The sequence below is a fragment of the Streptomyces sp. NPDC048483 genome (assembly GCF_040651455.1).
GTDB lineage: Bacteria > Actinomycetota > Actinomycetes > Streptomycetales > Streptomycetaceae > Streptomyces.
Genome location: NZ_JBEZJZ010000014.1, coordinates 1 through 12,852 on the forward strand (window position 1 = coordinate 1; position 12,852 = coordinate 12,852).

The 12,852-nt window shown below is 69.9% G+C and carries 13 protein-coding genes; 6 read left to right on the forward strand and 7 right to left on the reverse strand.

All coding sequences use genetic code 11. The annotated features are described in order from the left end of the window. Positions 1 to 189 precede the first annotated feature (189 nt). Together AB0D04_RS10185 and AB0D04_RS10190 are read left to right on the forward strand one after the other, a co-directional pair. Positions 190 to 522 carry a hypothetical protein gene (locus AB0D04_RS10185; RefSeq protein WP_362701460.1) on the forward strand — a complete coding sequence of 111 codons (333 nt, stop codon included), beginning with the start codon at positions 190 to 192 and terminating at the stop codon, positions 520 to 522. 3 nt (positions 523 to 525) lie between these two features. Beyond that, positions 526 to 786: a hypothetical protein gene (locus tag AB0D04_RS10190; RefSeq protein WP_362701462.1), complete on the forward strand. Its 261-nt coding sequence runs from the start codon at positions 526 to 528 to the stop codon at positions 784 to 786. Between the two features lie 77 nt (positions 787 to 863). On the opposite strand, the gene AB0D04_RS10195 is transcribed toward AB0D04_RS10190, so the two are convergent. Then, positions 864 to 2,684: a bifunctional metallophosphatase/5'-nucleotidase gene (locus tag AB0D04_RS10195; protein ID WP_362701464.1), complete on the reverse strand. Its 1,821-nt coding sequence runs from the start codon at positions 2,682 to 2,684 to the stop codon at positions 864 to 866. A gap of 322 nt (positions 2,685 to 3,006) precedes the next feature. Here AB0D04_RS10195 and mshD point away from each other — a divergent pair, with 322 nt between their 5' ends. Continuing rightward, positions 3,007 to 3,945, forward strand: a complete 939-nt coding sequence (mshD, locus tag AB0D04_RS10200; RefSeq protein WP_362701467.1) for a mycothiol synthase — start codon at positions 3,007 to 3,009, stop codon at positions 3,943 to 3,945. A gap of 118 nt (positions 3,946 to 4,063) precedes the next feature. Here mshD and AB0D04_RS10205 read toward each other — a convergent pair whose 3' ends face one another. From AB0D04_RS10205 to AB0D04_RS10215, 3 genes are read right to left on the reverse strand one after another with little or no spacing between them, the layout of a single operon-like run. Then, complete coding sequence (locus tag AB0D04_RS10205; protein WP_362701469.1) at positions 4,064 to 4,297, reverse strand: hypothetical protein; 234 nt, start codon at positions 4,295 to 4,297, stop codon at positions 4,064 to 4,066. Further along, positions 4,294 to 4,485: a hypothetical protein gene (locus AB0D04_RS10210; RefSeq protein WP_362701471.1), complete on the reverse strand. Its 192-nt coding sequence runs from the start codon at positions 4,483 to 4,485 to the stop codon at positions 4,294 to 4,296. Before AB0D04_RS10210 ends, AB0D04_RS10205 begins: the two co-directional genes overlap by 4 nt. Further along, the gene (locus AB0D04_RS10215) at positions 4,485 to 4,835 is read right to left on the reverse strand and encodes a hypothetical protein (protein ID WP_362701474.1); all 351 of its coding nucleotides are present in this window, start codon (positions 4,833 to 4,835) and stop codon (positions 4,485 to 4,487) included. Before AB0D04_RS10215 ends, AB0D04_RS10210 begins: the two co-directional genes overlap by 1 nt. 217 nt (positions 4,836 to 5,052) lie before the next feature. Between AB0D04_RS10215 and AB0D04_RS10220 the strand changes: the two genes are divergently transcribed. Beyond that, positions 5,053 to 6,405: a tetratricopeptide repeat protein gene (locus AB0D04_RS10220; protein ID WP_362701476.1), complete on the forward strand. Its 1,353-nt coding sequence runs from the start codon at positions 5,053 to 5,055 to the stop codon at positions 6,403 to 6,405. A 9-nt stretch (positions 6,406 to 6,414) separates the two neighbouring features. On the opposite strand, the gene AB0D04_RS10225 is transcribed toward AB0D04_RS10220, so the two are convergent. Then, a complete protein-coding gene (locus AB0D04_RS10225) occupies positions 6,415 to 7,026 on the reverse strand; it encodes a GNAT family protein (protein WP_362701479.1) in 612 nt (203 codons plus the stop codon). Positions 7,027 to 7,187: 161 nt separating this feature from the next. Between AB0D04_RS10225 and AB0D04_RS10230 the strand changes: the two genes are divergently transcribed. Then, entirely contained in the window at positions 7,188 to 7,898 is a 711-nt protein-coding gene (locus AB0D04_RS10230) for a response regulator transcription factor (RefSeq protein WP_362701482.1), read from the forward strand. Here the strand turns inward: AB0D04_RS10230 and AB0D04_RS10235 are convergent. Together AB0D04_RS10235 and AB0D04_RS10240 are read right to left on the reverse strand one after the other, a co-directional pair. Continuing rightward, positions 7,893 to 9,839, reverse strand: coding sequence for an ABC transporter ATP-binding protein (locus AB0D04_RS10235; protein ID WP_362701485.1), 1,947 nt, complete (start codon positions 9,837 to 9,839; stop codon positions 7,893 to 7,895). The genes AB0D04_RS10230 and AB0D04_RS10235 overlap by 6 nt on opposite strands. A gap of 103 nt (positions 9,840 to 9,942) precedes the next feature. Then, complete coding sequence (locus AB0D04_RS10240) at positions 9,943 to 10,104, reverse strand: hypothetical protein (RefSeq protein ID WP_362701488.1); 162 nt, start codon at positions 10,102 to 10,104, stop codon at positions 9,943 to 9,945. 441 nt (positions 10,105 to 10,545) lie between these two features. On the opposite strand from AB0D04_RS10240, the gene AB0D04_RS10245 reads away from it, so the two are divergent. Further along, the gene (locus tag AB0D04_RS10245; protein WP_362701490.1) at positions 10,546 to 12,843 is read left to right on the forward strand and encodes an RNA degradosome polyphosphate kinase; all 2,298 of its coding nucleotides are present in this window, start codon (positions 10,546 to 10,548) and stop codon (positions 12,841 to 12,843) included. The last annotated feature ends 9 nt before the right edge of the window (positions 12,844 to 12,852 follow it).

Sequence of the window (12,852 nt, forward strand, 5' to 3'; positions counted from 1 at the left end):
CGCAGCAGGGGAACCCGTACGGCGGCTGAGCGCCGTCCGCACACACGCACACGACGACGGCCCGGTGGGAACGCTCCCCACCGGGCCGTCGTCATGTGCGACCGGGGGCCCTCCGCTCGCACATGACGACGGCCCGGTCTTGGTCAAGTCCCCGTGTGGTGCTGGTGCGGGGCGCGTGTGGAGCAGGTCATGGAGGCCGCCAACGGTGCGCTCGGCAACATCGCCGGCGGCCTGACTCTCGACGGGTTGGACGGCAAGGACGGCGAGACCATCGCATGGGACGCGGGGACGAACGCCGTCACCGGCGCCCTCGGAAACGCCGCTGGCGACGCCCGCTTCCGGCACTTGGAGGACCACGCCGGCCTCGGCGGCGAGCATCTCAGTGACCGGGGCAAGTTCGCCGATGCGGCGTACAAGAACTCCGTCGGCACCGGCATCAACACGGCGGTCTACGAAGCGGGCTCCGGAATCGAGTCGGATCTGGAGAACCTGGCCAAGCAAGCCGAGAAGGGCGACGGCTGAACCATGACCGGTGAACCTGGTGGCGCGACCCTGGCGGTGGTCATTCACATCGACCCGAACCACCCCGATCCCGGCTTGGGCCCCTTCTTCCTGGCACTCCTCGGGCTCGCCGGGTGCCTGGTCGTCGCCACCGGTGTCGCCGTGACCATCGCCCTGTTGCGTGTCAAGGACGAGAAGCGGTGGGGCAACTACGTGATCGGGCCGCTGGTCCTTCTCCTCGGCCTCGCCATCGCCGTCCCCGGTTTCGGCTTCCACCTGCTGTGACGCGGTGCGAAGCGCAGCGGTCCCGGCCGCCCGTCTCAGAGACGGACGGCCGGGGCCGGACGGGATGTCCCGGTCGTCTACTTCACGACCGTGATCCGGTCCGCCTTCGGCGGGTCGAGCGGGGCGTTCGCCGAGGAGTGGGCGGTCAGGTAGGCGGTGAAGGCGTCCAGGTCGGAGGGGCCGACGTACGTGTTCTTGGCGTTCTTGAAGGCGGGGAAGCCGTCGCCGCCGCCGGCCAGGAACTCGTTCATGGCGACGCGGTAGGTCTTGGCGGGGTCGAGGGCCGCACCGTTCAGCTTGACCGAGTTCTTGACGATGCGGTCGGCGCCGGACTTGGTCAGGTCCAGGGTGTAGGTCAGACCCCTGGAGACCTGGAGGATCTTGGGGGAGGCCTCGTTCGGGCCGCTGACCTGCTGCTGGAGGCCGGTCAGGAGCTGGGCGCCGGTGAGGTCGATGACGTTGGTCATGTTGGTGAACGGCTGGACGGTGAAGGCCTCGCCGTAGGTCACCACGCCGTCGCCTTCCGCGCCGGACGCCTTGTAGGCGAGGTCGGAGCGGATGCCGCCGGGGTTCATCAGGGTGAGCTGGGCGCCGCCCTTGTCGGCGGCCTTGGTGGCCTCCAGCTGGGCGTCCGCGATGACGTCGCCGAGGGGCGATTCGGGGGCGTTGGCGCCGCGGCCCGCGATGTCGGCGGAGATATGGCCTACGGGGCGGTTCGCGATCGGGGCGGCGAGCTTGTTCCAGCGGGCGATCAGGGACGTCATGTCCGCGGCCTTGGGCTGGGTGCGGTCGACGACGTGGTTGGCCGCGCCGGGCGCCTTGACGCTGGTCCGCACGATGTCGTGGGTGCGGCGGTCGTAGGTGAGGGTCGTATCGGTGTAGAGCTTGCCGAAGGACGCCGCGGACGTCACCGTACGGGGCTTGCCGGACGGGTCCGGGATGGTGCAGGCGTAGGCCTGGTGGGTGTGGCCGGTCACCAGGGCGTCGACCTGCGGGGTGACGTGCTTGGCGATGTCGGTGATCGGGCCGGAGATGCCGTCGCCGTCGCCGGGGCTGTCGCAGTCGTAGTTGTAGGAGGTGGAGGCGGGGAGGCCGCCTTCGTGGATGAGGGCGACGATGGACTTCACGCCCTGCCTGTTGAGCTCCTTGGCGTACTTGTTGATCGTCTTGACCTCGTCGTGGAACTTCAGGCCCTTGATGCCGTCGGCGTTGACGATGTCCGGGGTGCCCTCGAGGGTCACACCGATGAAGCCGATCTTGACGCCCTTGCGCTGCCAGACGGTGTACGGCTTGAGCAGCGGCTTGCCGGTCTTGTCGTCCGTGACGTTGGCGGTGAGGTACGGGAAGTCGGCGCCGGCGAACTTCTTGCCGTCCTCGTAGCAGCCGTCCTTCGGATGACAGCCGCCCTTCTGGAGGCGCGTCAACTCGGCCCGGCCCTCGTCGAATTCATGGTTGCCGACGGAGGTGGCGTCCAGGCCCAGCTTGTTCATGGCCTCGATCGTCGGCTCGTCGTGGAAGAGACCGGAGACGAGCGGGCTGGCGCCGACCATGTCGCCGGCCGCGGCGGTGACGGAGTACGGGTGCCCCTTGCGGGCCGTACGGAGCGACTGGGCCAGGTACTCGACGCCGCCCGCCGGGATGCTCTTCTTGCTGCCGTCCGGCTGTATTTCCTCGACCGTGCCGGAAGAGCCCTGCGGCGGTTCGAGGTTGCCGTGGAAGTCGTTGAAGGAGAGGAGCTGCACGTCGACCGTACGGCCGGGCCGCGGATGCGCGCTCTCGGCGCCGGCCGGCAGGGCCGTCGCGGTGAGCCCGATGACGGCGGCCAGCACGGCGGCCCCGGTGGTCAGTCCGACCGTCAATCTGCGGGCCGATCGGCGCCGTTGAGGTGTGGATGGCATGGGTTCCCCTCCTGGGTGGTCTGAGCGGAGGGCAGCCTACGGTCGACGCGCGTAGCGGCAACAGAGGGGAAGGGTGACGGGCCGGCGAATCCCGCGGTGCGGTTCGTCGCGGCGGGCCCGCGGCCCGCGCAGGGCCGGCCTGCGCTCACCGGCGGCCCGGATGCGGTTCCGTCCACGACCCGGCGGACGCCGCCGCCTGCCGCCTCTGCGGCGGGTCGCCCGCTGGTGCGGCCTCATCGTGCGCACCCAGGAGGTCACCCCGGTGGCCCGCTCGCGCCCGACCACCCGGCTCCCGGGCCCGGGAGAGTCGTACGCTGCACACATGACTGACGCTGCACAGGAGATGGGCCGGGCCGGCCGCAGGATTCAGGTGGTCGAGGAGCTGACCCCGGATGCGGCCGCGGCCGTGCTGGAGCTGATCGAGCGGGCCGCGCGGACGGACGGGCAGCCGGCCGTGTCCGAGCAGGGGCGGCTGCAGCTGCGGGGCGGGCGACGGGAGGGTGTGCGGCATGTGCTCGTCCGTACGCTCGTGGAGGACGAGGAGAAGCTGGTCGCGTACGGGCAGCTGGAGGACACCGACCCGGTGGAGGCGCCGGCCGCCGAGCTGGCCGTGCACCCGGGCCACCGCGGCCGCGGGCACGGCCGGGCGCTGGGCACCGAGCTGCTGGCGCAGTCCGGGCGCCGGCTGCGGGTGTGGGCACACGGCGGGCATCCGGCCGCCCGGCACCTCGCCCAGACCCTCGGGCTGACGATGTTCCGTGAGCTGCGCCAGATGCGCCGCTCGCTGGGCGATCTGACGCTGCCGGAGCCGGAGCTCGCTGAGGGCGTGTCCGTACGGACCTTCCAGCCGGGCACCGACGACGCGGCCTGGCTGGAGGTGAACGCGGCCGCCTTCGCCCACCACCCCGAGCAGGGCTCGCTGACCCAGCGGGACCTGGACGACCGCAAGGCCGAGCCGTGGTTCGACCCGAAGGGCTTCTTCCTCGCGGAGAAGGAGGGGCGGCTGGTCGGCTTCCACTGGACGAAGGTCCACGCGGACGAGGGCCTCGGCGAGGTCTATGTCCTCGGGGTGCGGCCGGGCGCACAGGGCGGCGGGCTGGGCAAGGCGCTGACCGCGATCGGGCTGCGGCACCTGGCGGCGCAGGGGCTGCCGACCGCGATGCTGTACGTCGATGCGGACAATGTGGCGGCGGTGAGCGTGTACGAGCGGCTGGGGTTCGTCACGCATGAGACGGATCTGATGTACCGGTCGGAGACGTGAGGGATCCCACCACTCGCTGGTGTCTGCGCGTGTGGACGACCCCGGCTCCCTCGAGGGAGCCGGGGTCGTCGTGGTGAGCGGGGAGCCTGCGCGTTCGGCATGGCGGCCCCGCCCCGGTCTAATGGGGCGGCCGTGCGTCGTCCGGCTGCCCGTATTCCTTGGGCGTCGTGATGTTCCGCAGAAGCTCCCACAAGGCGAGATTGCGCTGCGTCTGAAGGACTTCGCTCAGTTGCTCTTTCAGCAGAGTGCATCCGAGGCAGTCATGAGGGTCGGCGAGACCGGAACCAGGCACGGCGAGCTGATCCTTATACGAGACACTCTCACCACGCACGATGCCGTCGCCCGCGCTCATGCCCGCACCGCCTTCGGGTGGGAGTGGCCGCGCATCTCGACGTTGCAGTCGGTCGCCTTCGACTTGTCCCCTGTGGCGTACGCCCTCGCGCGCTGCTCGGCCAGCGCCCCGCACACGTCGCACCCGGCAACCGGTACGGGCTCAGACGCCGGTTCCCCGAGGTGAACGGGGCGGCACATGCGGGCCATCAGCCCACCACCTCCACGGTTGGGCCTGCTCGAACGAAGTTGAGAGCTTGGGGAAGAATCCACCGCGGCCCGGCGTCGTACCCGTGCATGGCCAGCCACAGCGCCCGCCGTCGCCCGCGCTGAGCCCGTCGTTCCCGCCGCTCCTCGGGGGAGAGGACGTACGGGCGGATCAGGTACGAGTCTTCGCCGCGCAGCAGCTCTGGCTGCCGGACGGGAACGCGGGGAGGCACGAGCGTCGGCGCGTCCTCGCATCGCGCAGCGGACAGTGCGCCGGCCGATCGGTGGCGGCCGCGCGGGGGAAACAGCAGCCGCAGCAGCAGGATGAAGAACCTCGCTGTAGCGTGGTTCATGTCGTCAACTCCCTTGTAGTTGATGGCCACGCCCCCGGATCGTCGAACCACGGTCGCGGGGGTCCTCTCGTTGTCTTGGCGATATTGCAGTGGCCATCGCGAGAGGAGGGCCGGTCCTCGCTCTAGGCAACCGCTCGGCTACAGCCAGCGGTACCGTGGCAGGGGCAGCGGCTTTTAAGAGCTTTAAGCGCTCCTACAGACTGGGGAGTTGAAGGCAATGGGTACTCGGGAACCGAACCGGCGCCTGGAACGGCTTCACCGGGAGACCGGCTGGACCCTGCGGCAGTTCGTCCAGGCCGTGAACCGTGTCGGCACCGAACGAGGAACCCCACTCAAGTACCGCGAGCCGTCGGCCCATCAGTGGCGTCAGGGGCACATCCCCAAGGAGACGGTCAGGCCGCTGATCTTGGAGGCCCTCGCGCGGAAGCTGGGTCGTCCCCTCACCCATGTCGAGGCCGGATTTCCGGCCCCTGCCAGTAGCTCGGACGTCGCTCCGAGTACGGTTGAAGGGCTTATCGATCTCGGTAGTGGAGATATGGATCCCTCACGCCGCAGCGTCCTCGGTATAAGTCTCTTTTCCGTTGCGCTGACCGTGCCCAATTGGCCGGAAGTGGTCGGCCGAATGGAAGCTGCACAAACCGGCCGGACTCAGCGCATCGGCACGCCAGAGGTCGACATGGTCATCGCGATGACCGAACGAGTGTCAGAACTCGACGACCAATTCGGAGGGCGCCACGCCCGCCCGATGGCTGCGGCTTTCCTGGTGAACACGGTAGCCCCATATCTGCGGGCGGACGCCTCCGAGCCAGTACGCAAAGCGATGATGTCGGCTGCTGCCGACTTGAGCTACCTCACCGGGTACATGGCCGTGGATGAATGCATTCACGGTCTTGCGCAGCAGTATTACCTCAAGGCGTTGGAACTTGCCGGAGCGGCAGAGGACCATCTGACATATTGCACGACGCTGCGGGGGATGAGCCTTCAAGCCGCCGATCTAGGGCACGGAAGGCAAGCCATGCGGCTGGCAGATGCTGCCGCAGCCGCATCCCCGCAAGCCGGTCCACGCATGCGCGCGTTCCTTGCCGGACAGCAGGCGCACTCTGCCGCTCAAATCGGCGACCACAGAACTGCATTGATGTACCTACAAGAAGCCGAAGTAGCGATGGATAAGGCTGAATCCAGAGAGAAAGCATTCGGCTCGTACGATCCAGCTTCCCTGAACTATCATACCAGTCAAGTACGTTACGAATTGGGTGACATGCGCGGCGCCGTTCAAGCGATGCAGCAGTCGGACAAGCTGCGCTATGACGTTTACCGGAGAACACGCGTGAAAGAACGTTCCATGCTGGCCGAGCGTCAACTCTCCATCGGTCACCTGGAATCAGCGTGCGCGACATGGCATCTCGCGTTGAACGACTACCCTTTGATTCAGTCGGGACGGGCAGATCAACGCATGCAAACAATGGTCAAGCTCATCCGCCCCCACCTCAAGAATCACGCCGCACGGGAACTCTACGAACGTGCCCGGCTCGTGACTCCATCCTCAATCTTGGCCAGGGGCAGCGCATGACCGTCAAGGTCACTCGGCACCCGTGACCCGGTGCCACTCCCGCGCCAGCATCGCGTAGACGACCTCGTCGGCCCATTCCCCGTCGAGGAACTCGTTCTCCTTCAGATGGCCCTCGCGGCGCATGCCCAGCCGCTCCAGCAGGCGGGCCGAGGCGGTGTTCCGGCCGTCCAACTCGGCCTGGATGCGGTGCAGTTGCAGGTCCTCGAAGCCCAGCTTCAGCAGGGCGCGGCTTGCCTCGGTGGCATAGCCGTGGCCGCCGTGGCCGGGGTGGAAGACATAGCCGATGCCGCCCTGGCGGTGCTCGGCGCGGGTCAGGACGAAGGTGACGTCGCCGATCAGCTGTCCGGTCTCGCGGACCACGACGGCCAGGCTCAAGATGTCGCCGCTCTCGCGCAGGGTGGTGCGGGTGGCCTTGGTGGTGAGGTCGGCGCGGAGTTCGGGCTCCTCGTAGGGGCCCGTGTAGAGGTAGCGGCAGACCTCGGGGAGCCGTCGGTAGGCGAATATCGCCGCGAAGTCGTCGGCGCGGATCGGGCGCAGCTCCAGGCGCGCGGTGCGGAGGGGGTAGTCGGGGGTGTACGGGAGCGGCGGGGCCGGTGTGGCGGGAGTGTGAGGAGTGGGCATGCGGCCAGCGTACGCAGGGGAGTTGAGGGGGGCAGCCGAGTTTGGGGGGCGGGGCCTTCGGCCGCTTCCGTGGCGGCTCGCCGCGCCTCGCGACGGCGGCTCGTGCCGGCTTGCGGCGGCGCAACAGCAACGAAACCTCCGGGGCGCCTACACAGGGACCCATGCGTGTACTGATCGTCGAGGCCGAGGAATTTCTGGCCGGGATGGTGGCGGCGGGGCTGCGGCGGGCGTCGTATGCCGTGGATGTCGTCGGGGACGGCGCCGCGGCGCTGCGCCGGCTCCGGCTCGGGCGCTACGACCTGCTCGTCCTTGACCGGGATCTGCCCGGACTCCATGGCGACGAGGTGTGCCGCAGTGTGGTGGCCCAGTGGCCGCATCTGCGCGTGCTGATGCCCACCGCCGCCGGCTCGCTCGAGACGGGGGCATCTTCTGCCCCAGAGGAGCCGAGAGCTTGGGGCCGGGTCGAGGGACTGTCCCTGGGCGCCGACGACTGTCTGACCGAGCCCTTCGCCTACGAGGAACTGCTGGCCCGGGTGGCCGCCCTGGGCCGCCGTGCGGGTACGGCGGCGCCGGCCGTCCTGGAGTGCGCCGGGCTCGTCCTGGGCACCGCGCGCCGCATGGTCGGTCGCGACGGGCGGCAGGTGCCGCTGTCCGGGAGGGAGTGCGCCGCGCTGGAGGTGCTGCTGCGCGCCGACGGGGCGGTGGTCAGCGGCGAGGAGCTGCTGGCGCGGGTGTGGGGCGGGGACCTGGGCGCCGGCAGCAATGCCGTACGGATCACGCTGAGCAGGCTGCGGGCCAGGCTCGGGGAGCCGGCGGTGGTGGAGACGGTGCCGCGGGCCGGGTACCGGCTGCGGCGGGCCGCGCGCTCATGATCCGGCCGCCGGCCGGGGCGCGCTCGCGTGGCCGTGCAGACGGGCGTACGTACCGGCGCGGGCCAGCAGCTCCTCGTGGCGCCCGGACTCCGTCAGTCGGCCGTCGTCGAGGACGAGGATCCGGTCGGCGTCCGGGGCCAGATGCAGATCGTGGGTGATCAGGAGGGTCGTACGGCCGGACATCAGATGGCGCAGCGGTGCGATCACCCGGCGGGCGGAGAGCGCGTCGAGGCCGGCGGTCGGCTCGTCGAGGACGAGGACGGGGGCGTCGCGCAGCAGGGCGCGGGCGATGGCGATGCGCTGGAGCTGGCCGCCGGACAACTGGGCGGTGGCGGGGGAGACGACGGTCTCGTAGCCGTCGGGGAGCGCGCTGATGAAGTCGTGTGCGGCGGCGTCCCGGGCCGCCCGTACGACCTGGTCGTCGGTGGCGCCCGGCCGGCCGCAGGCGATGTTCTCCCGGAGGGTGCCGTGCAGGACGAGCGTCTTCTGCGGGAGCAGGGTGATCTGCCGGCGCAGGAATTCCAGGGGGAGGGCGTCGAGGCGGGTGCCGTCGAGCCGGATGTGGCCGGCGGCCGGGTCGTAGAAGCGGGGGAGGAGCTTGGACACCGTCGACTTGCCGGCTCCGCTGGGGCCGGTGATCAGGACCAGCTCCCCGGGGCGGGCCGTGAAGGAGAGGTCGCGGAGGGCGTACGGGGCGGTGGCCGGGCCCATAGCGGCGGGGTCCGTGCCGGGGTAGCGGAACCAGACGTGGTCGACGTCGAGGAAGCCGCGGACCTGCCGGGGCGGCCGGGGCGCCGGGGGGTCGGTGACGGCGGGCCGGGCGGCGAGGATCTCCAGCAGCCGCTCGGCGCCGGCGGTGGCCGCGGTGACGGTGAGTCCGAGCTGGCCCAGGGCGCGGATCGGTGGGTAGAGGTAGCCGAGGAAGGCGGCGAAGGCCAGCAGTTGTCCGAGGGTCATCCGGCCCTGGGAGATCTCCCAGGCGCCGAGCCCGATGACGGCCAGGACGCACACCGTCTCGATCACCTCGACGAGCTGGGTGTACATCTCGCTCAGCCGGGCCCCGCGCACGGAGGCACGCATCCAGGCGCGGGCCTCGGTGCGCAGCCGCTGCTCCTCGGCCTGCCGCCGGTTGTACGCCTGGGTCAGCACGATGTTGCCCAGCGACTCCTCGACGACCGAGGTGATCGCCCCGTCGGCGACGCGTTCCTGCCGGGCCGCGGCCTTGATGCGTGCGGCGAACTGCCGGGCGGCCAGCCAGAACAGCGGCGCCAGGACGAACGTCGCCAGCGCCAGGTCCCAGCGCAGGATGAGGGCGGCGGTGAAGAAGAACACCGTGCTGAACAGCGCGGACACGGTTCTGACCACCCCGGAGACGACCAGCTGCTCGATGGCCTCGACGTCCCCGGTGAGACGTTCGACGAGGTCGCCCTGCCGGTGCTGCTGGAAGAAGTGCGGCGGCAGGTCCTGGACGTGCCCGAAGACCCGGGCCCGTAGCCGCATCACGAAACGCTCCGCCACCCATACGGCCGTGGAGTTGCCGAGGTAACCGATGACGGCCCCGAAGGCCGCCACGCCCAGCCACTTCGCGGCCGGCCCCCAGAACGCGCCGAGCGACCCTTTCTGCAGGGCGTGGTCGGTCAATTCGCCGAAGAGGAGAATGGCCGCGGTCTCCGCGAGGGCGGCGACGACGACACAGGCGCATATCAGGACAAGCCGGCGCCGATCGCCTTTTACCAGCGGCCAGAAACTTCGGAATGCCTGCCGGACGGAGGTGCTCTTCGTGGTGTCGGCGGCCGCCTCGAGTTCGGGATTTCTCTTTTCCTTGCCCCCGGTGGATTCCGGCGCGGTGAATTCTGGTGCGATGAATTCCGGTACCGGGAATTTCGGTACGGGGGTGAGGGCCCGCAGCCGTACCGTCGCCTGGTCGTCGTACGGAGACATCCGCAGCCGCTCCTCTTTTGTGCGTCCGTGCGTCCGTGCGTCCGTGGGGCGGAGGCGGGCCCCGGCCCCACACCGGGGCCCGCCTCCGGGAGATGACGGCCCGTCAGCCGCCGATCACCCGGCGGCCGGCGCGCTTGACCGTGACGACCCGGCGGGCGCGGGCCGGGCTGGTGGTCACCGTGTCGCAGGGGTGGGCGGGAATGCCCGGACGGGCCGGCTCGGCGGGGCGGGCGGGAATGGCGGGAATGATCTTACGGAAGCTCATGGATTTCTCCGTTGCTCGATGAAATGGGTGAGGTATTACTCGCCGTCGGTGCCGTGTTGCCCTCCCGGCGGCGACAAGGAAAACGCTACGCCAGAAAATCGAGTGCACAGGCCAATTTTCGTGAGGTCTCGCTTAATTAAGGATGAGGGCGTTTCTCATACGTAACAACGAGCTTTATCGGGGGCTTATACTGGGCGCCCGGAGCCCTCGGCGGCCACCGGCCCGGACCGGGGACCGCCCGCGTGTCCCGGCCCCCGAACCCCTGGGAGTAGCGCCCCGCTTGCCTGTCCGCCATATCCGCGTTACCGGCGATTCAATATCGCTTGCGAGCATCGCCGAATGCAGCCCGCTGTGCCGAACGCCCAGAACCAGAGGCTCCGTCTCGCGCCGCCTCCTGGTTCTGACGAGCCTGGAATCCCCGGAGCGCGGAAGAATGGGTACATGAAGCAGCAGTCGCGCGCTCAGGCCCAGGTCCCGCCCGAGACGCAGCCCCCGAAGCCGTCACCGGCCCCGCCCGAAGGCTCGGGCCCCGCGGCCCAGCCCTCGGTGGGCTCCATCGCGGCGCACCGCCCGCACGCCATGCGCGGCACACTCCCCGAGCTCGAGCCCGAGATGGACGCCGACCTCGACTCGTACGAGGAATCGGGTGTGCCCGGCGCGGACGGCCAGGAGCTGCCCAGCGGCCGATTCCTGGACCGCGAGCGCAGCTGGCTGGCGTTCAACGAGCGGGTTCTGGAGCTGGCCGAGGACCCGGCGACGCCGCTCCTCGAACGGGCCAACTTCCTGGCGATCTTCGCCAGCAACCTGGACGAGTTCTTCATGGTCCGGGTCGCCGGCCTCAAGCGGCGGATAGCCACCGGAGTGGCCACCCGTTCCGCGTCCGGCCTCCAGCCCCGCGAGGTGCTGGACCTGATCTGGACGCGCTCGCGCGAGCTCATGGCCCGGCATGCCGCCTGCTACCAGCAGGACGTCGCCCCCGAGCTCGCCGAACAGGGCATTCACCTGATCCGCTGGCCCGAGCTGACCGACAAGGAGCAGGCCCGCCTGTTCACCCTCTTCCGTCAGCAGATCTTCCCGGTGCTCACGCCCCTGGCGGTGGACCCCGCGCACCCCTTCCCGTACATCTCCGGTCTGTCGCTGAACCTGGCCGTCGTCGTACGCAACCCGGTCAGCGGCCACGACCACTTCGCGCGTGTCAAGGTGCCGCCGCTGCTCTCCCGCTTCCTGGAGGCCTCCCCGCAGCGCTACGTCCCCATCGAGGACGTCATCGCCGCCCACCTGGAGGAGCTGTTCCCGGGCATGGAGGTGCGCGCGCACCACATGTTCCGCGTCACCCGCAACGAAGACCTCGAGGTGGAGGAGGACGACGCCGAGAACCTCCTCCAGGCCCTGGAGAAGGAGCTGATGCGGCGCCGCTTCGGGCCCCCGGTCCGCCTCGAGGTGGAGGAATCCATCGACCCGTCCGTGCTCGACCTCCTCGTCCAGGAACTGAAGGTCTCCGACGCCGAGGTCTACCCGCTGCCCGGCCCCCTCGACCTCACCGGCCTCTTCGGCATCGGCGCGCTGGACCGGCCGGAGCTGAAGTACGAGAAGTTCATCGCCGGCACGCACCGCGACCTGGCGGAGGTGGAGTCGGCGACCGCCCCCGACATCTTCGCCGCCCTGCGCGCCCGCGACGTCCTCCTCCACCACCCGTACGACTCGTTCTCCACCTCCGTACAGGCCTTCCTGGAGCAGGCCGCCGCCGACCCGGATGTCCTCGCCATCAAGCAGACGCTCTACCGCACCACCTCCGGCGACTCCCCGATCGTCGACGCCCTGATAGACGCCGCGGAGTCCGGCAAGCAGGTTCTCGTCCTCGTCGAGATCAAGGCCCGCTTCGACGAACAGTCCAACATCAAGTGGGCGCGCAAGCTGGAGGAGTCCGGCTGCCATGTCGTCTACGGCCTGGTGGGCCTCAAGACCCACTGCAAGCTGTCGCTGGTCGTCCGCCAGGAAGGCGAGATGCTGCGCCGCTATTCCCACGTCGGCACCGGCAACTACCACCCCAAGACGGCCCGGCTGTACGAGGACCTGGGGCTGCTGACCGCCGACCCGCAGGTCGGGGCCGACCTCTCCGACCTCTTCAACCGGCTGTCGGGCTACTCCCGCCGCGAGACCTACCGCCGCCTCCTGGTGGCGCCCAAGTCCCTCCGGGACGGCCTGATCCAGCGCATCACCAAGGAGATCGCGCACCAGCGGGCCGGCCGCCCCGCCTACGTCCGTATCAAGGTCAACTCCATGGTCGACGAGGCCGTCATCGACGCCCTCTACGGCGCCTCCCAGGCAGGCGTACCGGTCGACGTCTGGGTACGCGGCATCTGCGCGCTGCGCCCCGGAGTCCCCGGCCTGAGCGAGAACATCCGCGTCCGCAGCATCCTCGGCCGCTTCCTGGAACACTCGCGGATCTTCGCCTTCGGCAACGGCGGCGAGCCCGAGGTCTGGCTGGGCAGCGCGGACATGATGCACCGCAACCTCGACCGGCGCATCGAGGCGCTGGTCCGGGTGACCGACCCGGCGCACCGCGCCGCCCTCAACAGACTCCTGGAGACCGGGAGTTCGGACTCCACCTCCTCCTGGCACCTGGGCCCGGACGGCGACTGGACCCGGCGGGCGGTGGACGCGGACGGCGCGCCGCTGCGCAACGTACAGGAAATGCTCATTGACGCCCGGAGGCGCCGGCGTGGCCCAGCGACATGACCAGCCGGC

Bases quoted from the DNA above. Each gene is read 5' to 3' on its own strand.
- AB0D04_RS10185 (WP_362701460.1), top strand. From the start codon at position 190: ATGGAGGCCGCCAACGGTGCGCTCGGCAACATCGCCGGCGGCCTGACT.
- AB0D04_RS10190 (WP_362701462.1), top strand. From the start codon at position 526: ATGACCGGTGAACCTGGTGGCGCGACCCTGGCGGTGGTCATTCACATC.
- AB0D04_RS10195 (WP_362701464.1), bottom strand. From the start codon at position 2,684: ATGCCATCCACACCTCAACGGCGCCGATCGGCCCGCAGATTGACGGTC.
- mshD (WP_362701467.1), top strand. From the start codon at position 3,007: ATGACTGACGCTGCACAGGAGATGGGCCGGGCCGGCCGCAGGATTCAG.
- AB0D04_RS10205 (WP_362701469.1), bottom strand. From the start codon at position 4,297: ATGAGCGCGGGCGACGGCATCGTGCGTGGTGAGAGTGTCTCGTATAAG.
- AB0D04_RS10210 (WP_362701471.1), bottom strand. From the start codon at position 4,485: ATGGCCCGCATGTGCCGCCCCGTTCACCTCGGGGAACCGGCGTCTGAG.
- AB0D04_RS10215 (WP_362701474.1), bottom strand. From the start codon at position 4,835: ATGAACCACGCTACAGCGAGGTTCTTCATCCTGCTGCTGCGGCTGCTG.
- AB0D04_RS10220 (WP_362701476.1), top strand. From the start codon at position 5,053: ATGGGTACTCGGGAACCGAACCGGCGCCTGGAACGGCTTCACCGGGAG.
- AB0D04_RS10225 (WP_362701479.1), bottom strand. From the start codon at position 7,026: ATGCCCACTCCTCACACTCCCGCCACACCGGCCCCGCCGCTCCCGTAC.
- AB0D04_RS10230 (WP_362701482.1), top strand. From the start codon at position 7,188: ATGCGTGTACTGATCGTCGAGGCCGAGGAATTTCTGGCCGGGATGGTG.
- AB0D04_RS10235 (WP_362701485.1), bottom strand. From the start codon at position 9,839: ATGTCTCCGTACGACGACCAGGCGACGGTACGGCTGCGGGCCCTCACC.
- AB0D04_RS10240 (WP_362701488.1), bottom strand. From the start codon at position 10,104: ATGAGCTTCCGTAAGATCATTCCCGCCATTCCCGCCCGCCCCGCCGAG.
- AB0D04_RS10245 (WP_362701490.1), top strand. From the start codon at position 10,546: ATGAAGCAGCAGTCGCGCGCTCAGGCCCAGGTCCCGCCCGAGACGCAG.